Source organism: Nocardia macrotermitis, from assembly GCF_009604405.1.
In the GTDB taxonomy this organism is placed as follows: Bacteria; Actinomycetota; Actinomycetes; order Mycobacteriales; family Mycobacteriaceae; genus Nocardia; species Nocardia macrotermitis.
Genome location: NZ_WEGK01000005.1, coordinates 422,496 through 439,030, shown reverse-complemented (window position 1 = coordinate 439,030; position 16,535 = coordinate 422,496). Strand labels below are relative to the sequence as shown.

8 protein-coding genes and 1 pseudogene are annotated in these 16,535 nt (G+C 66.9%); 7 read left to right on the top strand and 2 right to left on the bottom strand.

Features of this window, described 5'->3' with window-relative positions; genetic code table 11:
* The first annotated feature begins 100 nt into the window (after nucleotides 1–100).
* The 4 genes and pseudogenes from NRB20_RS14880 (at nucleotide 101) to NRB20_RS38115 (ending at nucleotide 7,338) form a co-directional block, all read left to right on the top strand.
* Nucleotides 101–3,919: a multifunctional oxoglutarate decarboxylase/oxoglutarate dehydrogenase thiamine pyrophosphate-binding subunit/dihydrolipoyllysine-residue succinyltransferase subunit gene (locus NRB20_RS14880; protein WP_153410657.1), complete on the top strand. Its 3,819-nt coding sequence runs from the start codon at nucleotides 101–103 to the stop codon at nucleotides 3,917–3,919.
* Between the two features lie 265 nt (nucleotides 3,920–4,184).
* Nucleotides 4,185–4,877, top strand: coding sequence for a PadR family transcriptional regulator (locus tag NRB20_RS14875; RefSeq protein WP_153410656.1), 693 nt, complete (start codon nucleotides 4,185–4,187; stop codon nucleotides 4,875–4,877).
* A gap of 82 nt (nucleotides 4,878–4,959) precedes the next feature.
* Nucleotides 4,960–6,435: pseudogene (locus NRB20_RS38120) on the top strand (DHA2 family efflux MFS transporter permease subunit); the annotation flags it as partial.
* The gene (locus NRB20_RS38115; RefSeq protein ID WP_319944963.1) at nucleotides 6,433–7,338 is read left to right on the top strand and encodes an MSCRAMM family protein; all 906 of its coding nucleotides are present in this window, start codon (nucleotides 6,433–6,435) and stop codon (nucleotides 7,336–7,338) included. The pseudogene NRB20_RS38120 and the gene NRB20_RS38115, both read left to right, overlap by 3 nt.
* Before the next feature lie 32 nt (nucleotides 7,339–7,370).
* On the opposite strand, the gene NRB20_RS14865 is transcribed toward NRB20_RS38115, so the two are convergent.
* The gene (locus NRB20_RS14865) at nucleotides 7,371–9,287 is read right to left on the bottom strand and encodes a molybdopterin-dependent oxidoreductase (RefSeq protein WP_153410654.1); all 1,917 of its coding nucleotides are present in this window, start codon (nucleotides 9,285–9,287) and stop codon (nucleotides 7,371–7,373) included.
* Between the two features lie 209 nt (nucleotides 9,288–9,496).
* On the opposite strand from NRB20_RS14865, the gene NRB20_RS14860 reads away from it, so the two are divergent.
* The 3 genes from NRB20_RS14860 to NRB20_RS14850 all read left to right on the top strand — a co-directional run bounded on the left by NRB20_RS14860 (nucleotide 9,497) and on the right by NRB20_RS14850 (nucleotide 14,448).
* Nucleotides 9,497–10,726, top strand: a complete 1,230-nt coding sequence (locus NRB20_RS14860; RefSeq protein WP_227833494.1) for a trypsin-like peptidase domain-containing protein — start codon at nucleotides 9,497–9,499, stop codon at nucleotides 10,724–10,726.
* Nucleotides 10,727–11,367: 641 nt separating this feature from the next.
* Nucleotides 11,368–12,408 (top strand): ATP-grasp domain-containing protein, encoded by a 1,041-nt coding sequence (locus NRB20_RS14855; RefSeq protein ID WP_227833549.1) that lies wholly within the window; start codon nucleotides 11,368–11,370, stop codon nucleotides 12,406–12,408.
* A 39-nt stretch (nucleotides 12,409–12,447) separates the two neighbouring features.
* On the top strand, nucleotides 12,448–14,448 hold the full coding sequence (locus tag NRB20_RS14850) for a hypothetical protein (protein WP_153410652.1): 2,001 nt from the start codon (nucleotides 12,448–12,450) through the stop codon (nucleotides 14,446–14,448).
* Between the two features lie 96 nt (nucleotides 14,449–14,544).
* On the opposite strand, the gene NRB20_RS14845 is transcribed toward NRB20_RS14850, so the two are convergent.
* Nucleotides 14,545–16,485, bottom strand: a complete 1,941-nt coding sequence (locus tag NRB20_RS14845; RefSeq protein ID WP_153410651.1) for an AMP-dependent synthetase/ligase — start codon at nucleotides 16,483–16,485, stop codon at nucleotides 14,545–14,547.
* Nucleotides 16,486–16,535: the final 50 nt, after the last annotated feature.

Sequence of the window (16,535 nt, the reverse complement as noted above, 5' to 3'; positions counted from 1 at the left end):
CCGGTTCAGGGCTGGGCCTATCCTCAGAAAGGGCGCATCGGCGCGCATATAGCCGATACCCGTGCCAGCACGTCACAAACGTCGCAGCGCGAAGAACGAAATGAGGCGAACACCTGCTGTGAGCAGCTCAACATCCCAGTTCGGACAGAACCAGTGGCTCGTCGACGAGATGTACCAGAAGTACAAGCAAGATCCGTCGTCGGTCGATGAGAGCTGGCACGAGTTCCTCGCTGACTACACGCCGGAGAGTCCGTCCGACAACGGTGCCGGTAACGCTGCCGCGCCGACTGCCGCCGCCACCGCGACCACCGCCGCGGCCCCCGTCCCCGCGCCCGCCGCGAACCCGGCCCCCCAGGTCGCGCCGGCCCCGGCCGCCGCACCCACCACCGCGCCGAACCCGGTCGCGCCCAAGGTCGCCGCTCCGGCCTCCGCCGCCGCCGCGCCGCCGCAGGCCCGCACCCCGCAGACCACTCCGGCCCCGGCCTCCAACGCCGCGACCGCGGGTACCCCCAAGCCCGCCGAGTCGGCCGAGGCATCGCAGGTGCTGCGCGGTCCCGCCGCCGCGATCGTCAAGAACATGTCGGCCTCGCTGACCATCCCGACCGCGACCAGCGTGCGCGCCATCCCGGCCAAGCTGATGGTCGACAACCGCCTGGTCATCAACAACCACCTGGCCCGCACCCGCGGTGGCAAGATCTCCTTCACCCACCTGTTGGGTTACGCGATCGTGCAGGGGGTCAAGGCCTTCCCGAACATGAACCGGCACTTCGCCGAGGTCGACGGCAAGCCGAACGCGATCACCCCCGCGCACACCAACCTGGGCCTGGCCATCGACCTACCCGGGAAGAACGGCGCGCGCACCCTCGTCGTCGCGGCCATCAAGAACTGCGAGACGATGAATTTCGCGCAGTTCCACAACGCGTACGAGGACATCGTGCGCCGCGCCCGCGACGGAAAGCTCGGCGCCGACGACTTCTCCGGCGTCACCATCTCGCTGACCAACCCCGGCACCATCGGCACCGTGCACTCGGTGCCGCGCCTGATGCCCGGCCAGGGCACCATCGTCGGCGCGGGCGCGATGGAGTACCCCGCCGAGTTCCAGGGCATGAGCGATCAGCAGCTGGCCGAGATGGGCATCGGCAAGCTGATGACCCTGACCTCCACCTACGATCACCGCATCATCCAGGGCGCGGAGTCCGGCGACTTCCTGCGCACCGTGCACAACCTGCTGATCTCCGACGAGTTCTTCGACGAGATCTTCCACGGCATGGGCGTGCCCTACGAGCCGGTCCGCTGGCGCAAGGACATCACCGAGCGCGGCGTCGACAAGAGCGTGCGCGTGCAGGAGCTCATCGCCGCCTACCGCAACCGCGGTCACCTGATGGCCGACACCGACCCGCTGCGGCTGGTCAAGGACAAGTTCCGCAGCCACTCCGACCTCGATGTCACCCAGCACGGGCTGACCCTGTGGGACCTGGACCGCGAATTCAACGTCGCGGGCTTCCACGGCCAGGACCGGATGAAGCTGCGCGACGTGCTCTCGGTGCTGCGTGACGCGTACTGCCGCCACGTCGGCGTGGAGTACACCCACATCCTGGAAACCGAACAGCTGCAATGGATTCAGCAGCGGGTCGAGCAGAAGCACGAGAAGCCGACCGTCGCGCAGCAGAAGTACATCCTGTCCCGGCTGAACGCGGCCGAGGCGTTCGAGACCTTCCTGCAGACCAAGTACGTCGGCCAGAAGCGGTTCTCGCTCGAGGGCGCGGAGTCCACCATCCCGATGATGGACGCGGTCATCGACCAGTGCGCCGAGCACGGTCTGGACGAGGTCGTCATCGGCATGCCGCACCGCGGCCGGTTGAACGTGCTGGCCAATATCGTCGGCAAGCCGTACTCGCAGATCTTCACCGAGTTCGAGGGCAACATGAACCCGGCCGCCACCCATGGCTCGGGCGATGTGAAGTACCACCTCGGCGCGCACGGCACCTACATCCAGATGTTCGGCGACAACGACATCGAGGTCTCGCTGACGGCCAACCCGTCGCACCTCGAGGCCGTCGACCCGGTGCTCGAGGGCCTGGTCCGCGCCAAGCAGGACCTGCTCACCAAGGAGGACCTGGTCACCAAGGGCGAGGAGGCGCGCACCTTCTCGGTCGTGCCGCTGATGCTGCACGGTGACGCCGCCTTCGCCGGTCAGGGCGTGGTCGCGGAGACGCTGAACATGTCCGGCCTGCGCGGTTACCGCGTCGGCGGCACGGTGCACATCGTGGTGAACAACCAGATCGGTTTCACCACCGCGCCGGAGAACAGCCGCTCGACCGAGTACTCGACCGATATCGCCAAGTCGATCGGCGCGCCGATCTTCCACGTCAACGGCGACGACCCCGAGGCGTGCACCTGGGTCGCCCGCCTGGCCACCGACTTCCGCGAGAAGTTCCGCAAGGACGTGGTCATCGACCTGATCTGCTACCGCCGTCGCGGCCACAACGAGGGCGACGACCCGTCGATGACCCAGCCGTACATGTACGACGTCATCGACACCAAGCGCAGCGTCCGCAAGTCCTACACCGAGGCGCTGATCGGTCGTGGCGACATCTCGATGAAGGAGGCCGAGGACGCGCTGCGCGACTTCCAGGGCCAGCTCGAGCGGGTCTTCAACGAGGTGCGCGAACTGGAGAAGTATCCGCCGGAGCCGAGCGAATCGGTCGAGGAGGAGCAGGTCCCGGGCACCGTCGTCACGGCCGTGGACAAGACCGTGCTGCAACGCATCGGCGACGCGTTCCTGAACGTGCCCGAGGGCTTCAACGTGCACCCGCGCGTGAAGCCGGTGCTGGAGCGTCGCCGGGAGATGGCGTACGAGGGCAAGGTCGACTGGGCGTTCGCCGAGTTGCTGGCCTTCGGCACGCTGATCGACGAGGGTCGCGCGGTGCGCCTGACCGGTCAGGACTCCCGACGCGGCACGTTCACCCAGCGGCACTCGGTGGTCATCGACCGCAAGACCGGCGCGGAGTACACCCCGCTGCACAACATCGGCAGCGCCAACCCGGGCTGGTTCGCGGTGCACGATTCCGCGCTCTCGGAGTACGCCGCGGTCGGCTTCGAGTACGGCTACTCGCTGGGCAACCCGGACGCACTGGTGTTGTGGGAGGCGCAGTTCGGTGACTTCGTCAACGGCGCGCAGTCGATCATCGACGAGTTCATCTCCTCCGGTGAGGCCAAGTGGGGCCAGCTCTCGGAGGTCGTGCTGCTGCTGCCGCACGGTCACGAGGGCCAGGGTCCGGACCACACCTCCGGTCGTATCGAGCGCTTCCTGCAGCTGTGCGCCGAGGGTTCGATGACGGTCGCGGTCCCCTCGACCCCGTCGAACTACTTCCACCTGCTGCGCCGGCACGCGCTGGACGGCATCCGCCGCCCGCTGATCGTCTTCACCCCGAAGTCGATGCTGCGCAACAAGGCCGTGGTCTCCAACGTGGAGGACTTCACCGACAACAAGTTCCGTTCGGTGCTCGAGGAGCCCACCTACGAGACCGGCGACGGCGATCGCACCAAGGTCAAGCGCATCCTGCTGACCAGCGGCAAGCTGTACCACGAGCTGGTCGCGGAGAAGAACAAGAAGGGCCGCGAGGATGTCGCCATCGTGCGCATCGAGCAGCTCTACCCGATCCCGTCCTACCGGCTCAACGACAAGCTCTCGGCGTACCCGAACGCGACCGATATCGCGTGGGTGCAGGAGGAGCCCGCCAACCAGGGTGCCTGGCCGTTCTTCGGGCTGAACCTGCCGGAGATCCTGCCGGAGCGGTTCACCAAGCTGCGCCGGATCTCGCGTCGTGCGATGTCGGCCCCGTCCTCGGGTTCGTCGAAGGTGCACGCGGTCGAGCAGGCGGAGATCGTGGCCGAGGCGTTCGCCCCGACCGCATGATCGAAATGTTCTAGGACACAACCGAATACGGTCCACGACGACGCCGGACCGGAATCGCTCCCAGCGAGCGGCTCCGGTCCGGCGTTCTCGTGGCACCGGACGCCCGACCACGACCGGGCCGGGCGGCGGCGACCGGCCGATGTGACGGCGATCATTCGCCCTTGTCCGCACCTCTCCCGCATCGTATATTCGGAGTGGAATATTTGAGGCGGGAGATGTCAGGGGTCTCGAATAGAGTCCTGATCGACGACAAGGAGTGATCACGATGACCAAGCAGCCGGGTGCCACGTTGACGCCGCTGGCGCTCGCGGTGCTCTCGCTGCTCGAGGAGCGGCCGATGCATCCGTACGAGATGTACCAGCTGCTCGTGCAGCGCCGGGAGGACTTCCTGGTCAAGGTCCGTCCGGGCTCGCTGTACCACACGATCACCCGGCTGGCCGAGCAGCAGCTGGTGCGCGCCGAGGGCACCGACCGAGCCGGCAACCGACCCGAGCGCACCACCTACCGGATCACTCCCGCCGGTAGAACCGCCCTCCGCACCCGGATCACCGACATCATCCGCCGGCCCATCCGCGAATATCCGATCTTCCCGCTGGCCGTCTCCGAGGCGCACAACCTGCCCGCCGCAGAGGTGATCGAACTGATCACCGAACGCATCGGCTGGCTGCACAACGACATCGCCGAACTCGACGCCCTGATGAAGTGGCTCCCCACCAATCGGGTGCCACGCCGCTACTGGATGGTGATCGAGTACATCCACGGACAGACCACCGCCGAACTCACCTGGCTGCGCCGCATCATCGCGGAACTACAGGACGGCACGCTCGAATGGGAGCAGTTCACCTCCGACGGCGAACGAACAGCTACCGAGGATCCGGGTCCCGACTGGGGGTCCAGCGTCACCGACGACGTGCTCGCCCAGTTGCGGAAGGGCGGTGTACTCCCTGCCGACCAATGAGGCGCATCCGCCGCGACGCGCGCGATTCACCCGACGTCACACCGGTCGTTCCACCACGATCGACATCTGCTGAAGAGGACTTATGAGTACCACCACCGGACGCAATCCATGGCTGGCGCTGTACGCGCTGGTCGTGGGCTTCTTCATGATTCTGCTGGATATGACCATCGTCGCGGTGGCCAATCCGACCATCATGAGCGACCTGAACACCGACATCACCAAGGTCGTCTGGGTCACCAGCGCGTACCTGCTGACCTACGCGGTACCACTGCTGGTGACCGGGCGGCTCGGAGATCGCTTCGGCCCCAAGAACATCTACCTGATCGGCCTGGTGGTCTTCACCCTCGCCTCGCTGTGGTGCGGCCTGTCCGGCAACATCAGCATGCTGATCGCGGCCCGCGCGGTGCAGGGCCTGGGCGCGGCGCTGATGACGCCGCAGACCATGGCCGTGATCACCCGCACCTTCCCGCCGGACAAGCGCGGCGCGGCGATGGGTCTGTGGGGCGGCGTGGCGGGCCTGGCCACCCTGGTCGGCCCGATCCTGGGCGGCGTCCTGGTCGACCAGCTGAGCTGGAACTGGATCTTCTACATCAACGTCCCGATCGGCGTCGTGGCCTTCGCCCTGGCGATGTGGCTGGTGCCCTCGCTGCCGCGGCACGAGCACAAGTTCGATCTGGTCGGCGTGGTGCTGTCCGGTGTCGGAATCTTCCTGCTGGTCTTCGGAATTCAGGAGGGCAACACCCGCAACTGGGACGCCTGGATCTGGACGATGATCATCGCCGGTGCGGTGATCCTGGTGCTGTTCGTGATCAATCAGGCGCTCAACAAGGGTGAGCCGCTGGTGCCGATGAGCCTGTTCCGCGACCGGAACTTCGCGTTGTCGAGCGTGGCGATCGCGGCGATGGGCGCGGCGATCACCGCGCTGATGGTGCCCGCCTACTTCTATCTCGAAGCGGTGCGGGAGTATTCGCCGACCCGGGCGGCGCTGGTCTTCGCGCCGATGGCGATCGTCACCGGCATCAGCGCGCCGCTGATCGGCAAGATCTCCGACCGGATGCCGCCGCGGATCATCCCGACCATCGGTTTCGCGCTGTTCGCGGCGTCGATCTTCGGTTTCGCGACGTTGATGAAGCCGGACAGCTCGATCGTGGCGTTCATCGTGATCGGCGGCGTGGCGGGTCTGTCGAACTCCTGCATCTGGGCTCCGCTGGCCTCGACCGCGACGCACGACCTGCCGATGGAACTGGCCGGTGCGGGTGCGGGTGTGTACAACACGACCCGGCAGATCGGATCGGTGCTGGGTAGTGCGGTGATCGCCGCCCTGGTCTCCAACCGGATGGCCGCGCAGCATCTCGGTGACGGCAAGTTCTCCGAGGGCTCGGGCGCGACGAAGCTCCCGGAGTTCATCGTGCATCCGTTCAGCACCGCGCTGAGTCAGTCGATGTATCTTCCGGCCGGGATCCTGCTCGTCGGCGTCGTCGCCTCGGCGCTGTTCGTCAGGTCCAAGCACGCCCCGGCCGGTGCCGCACCCGCAGCCGTCACCCGAACGACCGCGGTGCCGACGACCGACGACGCGCCGGTCGTCATCGACGCGGCCGAGGTCACCCCGGTCGACGCGGTGGATACCGCTCGGTTCGCGTCCGCCGTTGGCGGACAACCACTTTCGGTGCGCGTGCACCGGGAGGACGGGCGTCCGGTGTCGGGCGCGGCGCTGACCCTGATCGATCAGCGTGGTCAGCAGGTCGCCCGGGCCACGGGTGGCGACAACGGCAACTACCGCATCGCGGCGCCGGCGGCCGGGCAGTATGTGCTGATCGCCTCGGCGAGTGGGCATCAGCCCGCCGCGGCCACCGTCTTCGCCGACGGTCGCACCACGCCGTGGGAGCTGACGCTGACCGGGAACGGCGAGTTGTCGGGCGTGGTCACCACCGGTGACGGACAGCCGCTGGCCGGCGTCACGATCACCCTGACCGATCCGCGCGGCGACGTCGTGACTGCCGGGGTGACCGGCGACGACGGCGTCTATACCTGCCAGGGCACCGTCGCTGGGGTCTACACCCTGGTCGCAGTGGCGCAGGGTCGGCAGCCGCACGCGGTGACCCTGACCGTTCCGGAGTCGGGCATGCTGCACTACGACATCGAACTGAGCTCGACGGCGGCACTCGTCGGCCGGGCCTGGTCGGCTTCGGACGTGGTCGCCGACGCGCAGGTCTCGGTCCTGGACTCGGCCGGCCGGGTGGTGGGCTCGGTGTTCACCGACGCCGAGGGCAACTACCGCATCCCGGATCTGCCCGACGGCGACTACACCGTGGTGGCGCGCGGGTATCCGGAGGTCAGCAGCCGGGTGTGGATCAACGGCGCGAACCTCACCCACAATGTGAATCTCGGTTACGAACCCGAGGCCGCGCACGCCGAATTCAGCGACGCCATCAGCTACAACGGATCGTCGGACCGGAACTGAGCCCGATCAGCGGGGGATCTCGGCCCGCCGGATCAGCCCACCCGGACGGTGACCACCGGATAACCGGTGGCACCGTCCGGGACCACGTCCGCCAGCTGGGCGGTCTGGACCTGACCGGTGCCGTCGGTGGCGCGGGCGCGCACGGTGTGGGTGCCCGAGGTCGGGGTCCAGTCGTAGACCCACTGTCGCCAGGTGTCGATGCTGGGTTCGGCGGCCAGGCGCGCGGACTGCCAAGGGCCGTCGTCGATCTGGACCTCGACACCATTGATACCGCGGTGCTGGGCCCACGCGACGCCCGCGATGGCGACCCGCTGCCCGCCCACCGACGCACCGTCACTCGGGGTGTCGATGCGGGTGCCGGTCTTGATCGGGCCGCGCTCGGACCAGCCGCGCTCGGTCCAATACGCCTGGGCGCGATCGAATCTCGTGATCTCGATATCGGTCACCCATTTGGTGGCCGAGACGTAGCCGTACAGTCCGGGCACGACCAGTCGCACCGGATAGCCGTGTTCGATGGGCAGCGGTTCGCCGTTCATCCCGATGGCCAGCATGGCGTCGCGGCCGTCGGTGAGGGCGGCCAGCGGACTGCCCGCGGTGAATCCGTCGACGCTGCGGGACAGCACCATATCGGCGTCCGCATGGGGTCCGGCCTCGGCGAGCAGTTCGGCCAGGGAGTAGCCGAGCCAGCGGGCGTTGCCGATCAGATCCCCGCCGACCGGATTCGATACGCAGGTCAGTGTCACCGTCCGTTCGATCGGTCGGCGCGCCTTCAACGCGGCGTAGTCGAGCCGGATCTCGCGATCCACCATGCCGTGTACCCGCAGCGACCAGGTCTCGGTGCTGACCTGCGGAACGGTGAGCGCGGTATCGATCCGGTAGAAGTCGCGGGTGGAGGTCAGATACGGGGTCAGGCCGGGAATGCGCAGGTCGGCCGCGGGATCGACCGGCGGTTCCGGTGACGGCGCGACCGGCAACTGCACCGTGGCGCGCTCGGCCGACACGCTGTGCAGTTTGGACCCGAGGTACCGTCCCGCCACCTCCGCGGCCACGGCCAGCGCCCCGACACCGATGAGCGTCCGGATCAATCCCCGCCGATCGATCTCGGCACCCGATCCGGAAACTGTTGTGCTGGAAGCAGTCTCGCCGCCATTACCCCTCGCGCCACGAACATCGGCACCGGATCCAGCCGGACCTACCTCGTCGACAACAGTTCCAGAAACCGTTGTCCCCGAATCGATCTCGCCACTACGGTCAGAGGAATCGAATTCCGACGAACCGGAATCTGTTTCGGCAGAGCCATTTTCGACCAAGACCCGGGACTCGTAAGCCTCGATCCGCCGAATCAGCCCGCGCAGCACCATGATCGCCAGACCGACCCCGATCACCGAGGGCAGCGCCCACGTCCAGGACGAACCCGGCCGGCTCACCGCGACACCGGCGGCCACCAGCCCGAACACGGCGAACAACACCGACCCGATCGGCCGACGCGAACGCTCGATCCGCCCGACGAACGCCGCCACGATGACCGCGACCGCCACCATCAAGATGAACAGCACCAGTTTGTCGTTGGTGCCGACCAGTCGGATCACCCATTCACGCACATTGTCGGGCGTGTGGTCGACCACCGTCCCACCCAGCGCGGTCAGCGGCGCACTCCCCGAGCCGACGAGTGCGGCCACCAACTCGGCCGCCCCCAATGCGAACCCCGCCGTGAGAATGCCCGCGGCGGTGCGCAATCCCGATCCGGCCTCGGCGGGGTCGGCCCCGGGCCGGGTACCACCACGCGGCGTAGCACCGGTGCGCGAAGCGGTAGTCCCGGTACCCGGCGCAGCCACACCGGAGCCCGAAGCCGACGCGCCACCCGAAACGCCCGCACCTCCACGCGAATCGGCATCGGAGGCAGTCGCGCCCGTACCCGGAGCGTTCCCACTCGTGCCCGAAGAGCTCATATCGTGAGCGTACTTCCGCTCGGGGCCCTCGTGACCGGCCGCGCAGCCCCAATCCCGGTCCGTCACGGATTCGTCAGAAATGCGCACGCGCAGCCGACACCGATCCGGGTATGGCGGTGCTCACCGTGGCGGTTCCACGGCATACCCCCAGCCCTCTCTCAGGAATCGCGCGCTTAATTGATCCAGAGGTTCCTGACCAAGAGGACGTGATGACCGTGTATCCGAATCAGGGGAGCAGGCCCGGGCAGCCGGGTCCGTACGGAGCACCATACGGACCGCATGCACCCCAGGGCGGCCACCCGCCCTACAACCACCCGCCGCAGCAGCGCCCACCCCGGCACGGGCTGGGTTTCACCGTCGTGACCGTGGTCGTACTGGCCCTGGCGGTGACCATCGGCATGGTCGCGGCCCGCCTGACCACCACCGGTACGAGCGCCCGATCGCCGCTGGCGCAGTCGCCGGGCATCGTCTCGCAACCGGTCGACTCGCAGACCAGCACCGCCGATCTGACCGCGGCGGCGAACAAGGTCGTCTCCGGAATCGTCAACGTCGACACCGAACTCGGCCTGCAGAACGGCGAGGGTGCGGGCACCGGCATCGTGCTCACCTCCGACGGCGAGATCCTGACCAACAACCACGTCGTGGAAGGCGCCACCAAGATCACGGTCACCGCGCTGGGCAACAGCCGGACCTACCCCGCGACGGTGGTCGGCTACGACCGTTCCGACGATCTCGCGGTGGTGCGGTTGACCGGCGCATCGGGTCTGCAGACCGCGACGCTGGGCAATTCGGATCGGGTGGCGATCGGCGACGCCATCGTCGGCCTGGGCAATGCCGGTGGCACCGGTACCCCGACCGCGGCCGCCGGGCAGGTCACCGGACTGGATCGCTCGATCACCGCGAGCGACGAGTCGGCCGGGGCGTCGGAGCAGTTGACCGGCCTCATTCAGGTCGCGGCGAATATCCAACCGGGCGATTCGGGCGGTCCGCTGATCAACAGCGCGGGACAGGTCATCGGCGTGGACACCGCCGCCTCCCAGAGCTTCCGTTTCGGCAACGCGAGTTCGCAGGGCGGCGGGCAGGGCTTCGCCATCCCGATCAACAAGGCGTTGACCATCGCCAAGCAGATTCAGGGCGGTAAGAGTTCGAGCACCGTGCACATCGGCAAGTCCGCCTTCCTCGGCGTCTCGGTGAGCGATGCCACCAACGGCGGCGCGCTGGTCCGCAATATCGTCACCGACGGCCCCGCCGAACAACTCGGCCTGTCCCCCGGCGACGTCATCACCGCCGTCGACAACACCACCGTCGACTCGGCCCTGTCCCTCACCGACACCATGGACCAACACCACCCCGGCGACACGGTAACCCTGAAGTTCACCGACCGATTCGGCCAATCCCAGTCCGCCCGAACCCAACTCGCCCAGGGCCCGGTCGGCTGACCCGCCCCGGCACCCGCCGACGGACCGGCACCGCTCGATGCGGCGCCGGTCCGTTCTCGTTCGACACCGAATTCACCGATCCCGATCGTTCGCCGATCCGTCACTGCCGCAACATATTTCGCATGATCGAACGGCCGCCGCACACACTTCCGACGCGGCACGCGGCCACCGCTTCCGTTTGACCCGGCACCCGCATGGGTACCCACAGGCAATGACGGCGGAACGGGATCCGATCCAATCACCAACGCCCAGAAGCCGTTTCGATCCACAGAGCCGCCGCATACCCGGGTCGAGGAGGACTTCGGGACATGTCGTCGGCGGCTGGAGATACGGATAGCGCGTAGCACACCGATCGCACAGCGTATCCGCGATGACGGCCCCGAATCGATGCCGGATCCAGGGTCGAGAGGAGACAGGTCTTGTCGACTGCAACACCGGAAGCTACAACACGGGAATCGACGATCCGAAACCCGGACAAAGGTTATATCGCCCTGCTGGGCTGGAGTCTGAACGCCGTCGAAGCGGTGGATCGTTTCGATCGGCGCTATGTGGTGGTGGCTCCGGAATGGGCGGAGGAATACTGCACCGAACACGAGATTCCTTATATCCCCTGGAATTTCGAGCGGCTCAACGATCGCTCGATGGAGATCGCCGAGACGCTGCGGGACCGGGGCGTCGACGTCGCCATTCCGATCTTCGAGGAGACCGTGGAATGGGCCGGGGCGATCAATTCGGTCCTGCTGGACAATCCGCGCCTGCTCGGGCAGGCCATGTTGCTACGCGACAAATCCCTCATGAAACGCCGCGCGCAACTCGGCGGTATCCGCGTCGGCATCTTCGAGGAGGCGCACGAACGCGACGACGTCATCCGTTTTCTCAAGCGGGTGAACCAGACCCTGCTCAAACTCGACGGCGATCCCAACGATCCGATCCACCTCAAGGCCTTCGACAAGGCCGGCTGCCTCGGCCACCGGGTCATCCGCACGCCGGATGAGATCGATTCGATACCCGATGAGGAATTCCCGGTCCTGATGGAATCCCATCTGGACGGCTGGGAATTCGCGGTCGAGGCATGGATCCACAACGGTAAGATCTGCTTCCTGAATATTTCAGAATACGTCACGCTCGGCTATTCGGTATTCGTCCCGGCGACACCGGAACTGGAACAGTACCGCCCGGAGATCACCCGGCAGATCGAGAAGTTGATCAAGACGTTCGACATCGATTTCGGATTCGTCCATCCGGAGTACTTCGTGACCAGCGACGGCGAGATGTATTTCGGCGAGGTCGCCTATCGCCCACCGGGTTTCAAGGTGTTCGAACTACTCGAACGATGCTACGGCTTCAACGCCTATCACGCGCTGGTGCTGGCCTTCGATCCGAAGACCACCACCAAGGAGATCGAGGCCTTCTTCCCGAAGGAGGTGGTGGACGCGAAGGGACATGCGGGCTGTTTCGGTGTTTATCCCCGGCGACGCGTGGTGAGCCGCTTGGCCATGCCCGAGGAAACCGAGGAACACGACTACTTCGATTCCCACGAGCTGACACCACCGCTGGAGGAAATGGTGACCAAGCGCACCGCGTTCGGAAACCATTGGGGCGTACTGTACTTCTTCGGAGAGGATCCGTACACTCTCCGAAATCTGTTGAAACGACAGGAAGAACTCGACTTCTATATCTGAATCCGTTCGACCACAACAGCTCACGGTGAGGATCGGCGATTGAGTCCACCCGACAGCGACATCCCGGCGTTGCACCGACGCCTGGCCGCGCTGGACGATGCCATCGAATCTCTCGCTGCCGCAGCGGATTTCGGTAAGCAGGTCAAGCTCACCCGCGTGCTCGGCATTCTGCGCCGGGTGCTTCCGTTACCAGGCGGCTGCGCGGCGGTCCGGGCGCGCGCGGCCGGACTCGAAGGGGCAGGGCTGTTCCTCGGCACGGACTGGGCGAGTCCGGAGATCCTGATTCCGGCGCTGAGTTCCGGTTCGCTGCGCAGCCCCAACCCGGACACCGTGGTCCTCGAGGCGGTCAGCGATCTGCGCCTGTTGGCCGTGGCGAGGGGCGAGTACGCACACGCCTCGGTCTCCGCCGAATACGCCCACCACCATCTGTCGCAGGTGCTGGCGACCAATCTGTCCCTGCTGTTCAGCCCTCCCTCGGAGGCCGAACGCGAACAGCAGGGCCGGATGGCGCTGGCCTCGCGCGAACTGCTGCACCACCTGGTCCGGGAGATCGGGTACGAGAAGGTGCTGGAGAATCTGATCGACGAGATCTGGCGCATCCTGCGCCAGCGGCCCATCCAGGTCGATTCGGTGAAGCGGATGATCACGCAGATCGCCGTCGCGCGGGCCAATCCCGATATCGACCTGGGCGCGGGTGCCCTCGGCGCGGACCGGCTGATCAGCAGCCTCTACGGCACCACCGACGCGTGCCGGGAGGATCCCGGCATCGAGGTCTATCGCGCCCGGCTCGAGGCGATGGACGACAGCGCATTGCAGTCCGAGGCAACGGGATTCGCGCGCTCCATGCACGACACCGGCCTGGTCTCGCCCTATCACGCGACGCTGCTGCGCCAACTACTCGGCAAGGGCGAATACCTGCTCGGCGAAGCGATGGGGTTGTCCAGCACCGGGCGCGACTGCCTGCTGTGCTACCACGAACTGGTGCGCACCTTGATCGATCGCGCAGTCCATCCCGAGACCGCCCAGTGCGTCTACGGCCTGGCCTCGCTGCTCGAACGCGGCATCCTGTATCAGCCGCCGGTCGCCCCCGCGATGTGGCGGCAGCTCGGCCTCGAGTTGTCCGCGGGTTCCCGCGACCGGTTGACGCAGGTATTCGGCCCCTCCCCCGACCCGGCGGCCTGGTTGCTCTCGGGCGTGCTGTCCATCCTGGGTCTGCCGCTGGGCGTCGGGCAGGGCGACAATCCCACCTGCCAGTCGGCGCGCGCGTTGTCGATGTGGGCCTACAACGACCCGGACTATCTGCTCCAGACGGTCGCCTGGGCGGCGCGCGACGACGAGATCGTCATGCATTTCGAGGGGCAGCCCCTCTCCTCCCGGGAGCTGGCGCCGGGCGTCGCGACCACGCTGGGCTTCGACCTGGACCCGGTGTCGCTGCTGGTGGTGCCGCATCTGGACCGGATCTACGCGGAGATGGGGCGGCGCTGTATCGGTCGGGAGGGCGATCCGCACCGCTGGATCAATCCGGAGTTCCACGGTTGGTGGTCCGGGCGCGGATTCCGCATCAACGTCGACGTGGCCACCGGCGCGCTGACCGATCTGGACGAGTTCCTGCGGCACTTCTACGCCAGCTATCACCCGTACTACAACGGCAACCAGCCGCTGATCCACCCGCAGCCGGCCGGTATCGCGGTCACCGACAGCGCGGCCCGGTTCGTCGGCTGGCATGCGATCACCATCCTGCGTGTCAGCCTCGATCCGCAGGAGCAGATGCGGGTCTACTTCTACAACCCCAACAACGACAGCGGGCAGGACTGGGGTGACGGCGTAGTCGTCGGAACGGCCGGGCACGGCGAACGTCCCGGTGAGGCGTCGCTGCCGTTCGAGCAGTTCGCCGCGCGCCTGTACATCTTCCACTTCGACCCGCTCGAGCACGGCGAATCGGCCTCGGTGACCCCCGCCGAACTCGATCGGGTGACCGGCTACATCCGTCGCAGCTGGGGCGCGGACCGGCTCGGCGCCGCCGAGTACGACGAAACCTGATGGATCACAACATGATCCGCCGGTAGATCGCGAACGGCCCACCCGCACAGAGCGAGTGGGCCGTTCGCGATGGAACTCGTTGTCCAACAGTAGGACTCAGGCGTAGATGGCCTCCACGTCGGACGCGTAGTTCTTCATCACGACCGCACGCTTGAGGGACATCTTGGGGGTGAGTTCGCCGGATTCCTCGGTCCAGTCGACCGGCAGGATGCGGATCTTCTTGATCGCTTCGGCGTGCGAGACCAGTTTGTTGGTGTCGGCTACGGCGGCGTTGATCTCGGCGACCAGGTCCGGGTTCTCGATCAGTTTCTCGATCGGGGTGTCGGCGGGGAGGTTGTGGCGTTCCTTCCAGCCGGGTAGGGCCTCGGCGTCGAGGGTGATCAGCGCGCCGATGAAGGGTTTGCTGTCACCGACCACCATGACCTGGCTGATCAGTGGGTTCGCGCGCAGGGAATCCTCGAGCACGGCCGGGGAGACGTTCTTGCCGCCCGCGGTCACCAGGATTTCCTTCTTGCGTCCGGTGATGCGGATGAAACCGTCGGCCTCGATCGCGCCCAGGTCACCGGTCTTGAACCAGCCGTCGGCGAAGGCGTCCTCGGTGGCCGCGTCGTTACCCCAGTAGCCGTGGAACACGACCGGACCGCGCAGCAGCAACTCGCCGTCCTCGGCGACCTTCGCGCCGTGGCCGGGCAGCGGGCGACCGACCGTGCCGATGCGGGTGTGCTGACGCGTGTTCACCGCGATGGCCGCGGTGGTCTCGGTCAGGCCGTAGCCCTCGTGGATGGTGACGCCGACGCCGCGGAAGAAGTGCCCGAGCCGCGGATTCAGCGGGCCGCCACCGGACACCGCGGAATCGCACCGCCCGCCCATGGCCTCGCGCAACTTCCCGTAGACCAGCTTGTCGAACACCGCGTGCTTGACCTTGAGCACCAGGCTCGGCCCGCCCTCGTCCAGCGCCTGGCTGTAGGCGATGGCCGCCTCGGCCGCGGCATCGAAGATCGCGCCCTTGCCGCCGTCGTGCGCCTTCTGCTTCGCGCCGTTGAACACCTTCTCGAAGACGCGCGGCACCGAGAGGATGAAATCGGGCTTGTACTGTCCGAACTGCTCGACCAGCGTCGACCAGTCGGCGGTGTGCGCGATGGTGACCCCGGCGTCGAACGCGGCCAGCGCCACCGCCCGCGCGAACACGTGCGCCAGCGGCAGGAACAGCAGCGACCGCTTACCCGGCCGCAGATCCTGCGCCATCACCGCGCGATCGGCGACGGATTCGGCGTAGAGATTCGAATGCGACAGCATGACGCCCTTGGGCCGCCCGGTGGTGCCCGAGGTGTAGATCAGGGTCGCCGGGGAGGCGGCCTTGACCTGCGCACGCCGCTCGTGCACGACCGCGTCGTCGAGATCCGCACCGCGACGGGTGAATTCAGCGACCGCGCCGTATCCATTGGGCGTGAGCGGGGGCGCTGCGTGGTTACGCTCCGCTGCCGCCGCAGTATCCGACGACGGCGCTTCCGAGGGCCCTGCGTGGTTACGCAAGCTGCCTCCTCCGGGCCCGCCGGGCGCGCCTGGCGCTGACCCGCTCACGCCGCCGCTCAGCAGCAGCGTTTCCTTCAACTCCGGCAATACCGATTCGATCTCGCCGATCATGGTGCGCTGCTTCGGAGTCTCGACGATAAGCAGTTTCGTCGCCGAATCCTGGAGGATCCACTTGGCCTGTTCGGCCGAGGAGCTGTCGAAGATGGCGACCGTGCAACCGCCCGCGGCCCAGATGGCGAAATCCAGCACGACCCAGTCGTACTGGGTCGAGGCCAGGATCGCGACGCGGTCGCCGAGTTCGATGCCGGTGGCGATCAGCCCCTTCGCCACTCCGGTGACGGCCTGCGCGAACTGCTTGGCAGTCACATCGGTCCAGCCGCCCTTACCGTCCGGCCTGTTGAACACCACCAGGCCGGGCGTGCGCTCGGCATGCCGGAAGACGCCGTCGGAGACGTTCACATCTTCGGGGATGGTGTAGGTAGCCGGGACTTCGAACTCTCGCATCGGTGCCCTTCCACGTGGTTTACTCGCCAGTAATTTACGCTAGCCGCCGC

Bases quoted from the DNA above. Each gene is read 5' to 3' on its own strand.
- NRB20_RS14880 (WP_153410657.1), top strand. From the start codon at position 101: ATGAGGCGAACACCTGCTGTGAGCAGCTCAACATCCCAGTTCGGACAG.
- NRB20_RS14875 (WP_153410656.1), top strand. From the start codon at position 4,185: ATGACCAAGCAGCCGGGTGCCACGTTGACGCCGCTGGCGCTCGCGGTG.
- NRB20_RS14865 (WP_153410654.1), bottom strand. From the start codon at position 9,287: ATGAGCTCTTCGGGCACGAGTGGGAACGCTCCGGGTACGGGCGCGACT.
- NRB20_RS14860 (WP_227833494.1), top strand. From the start codon at position 9,497: ATGACCGTGTATCCGAATCAGGGGAGCAGGCCCGGGCAGCCGGGTCCG.
- NRB20_RS14855 (WP_227833549.1), top strand. From the start codon at position 11,368: ATGGAGATCGCCGAGACGCTGCGGGACCGGGGCGTCGACGTCGCCATT.
- NRB20_RS14845 (WP_153410651.1), bottom strand. From the start codon at position 16,485: ATGCGAGAGTTCGAAGTCCCGGCTACCTACACCATCCCCGAAGATGTG.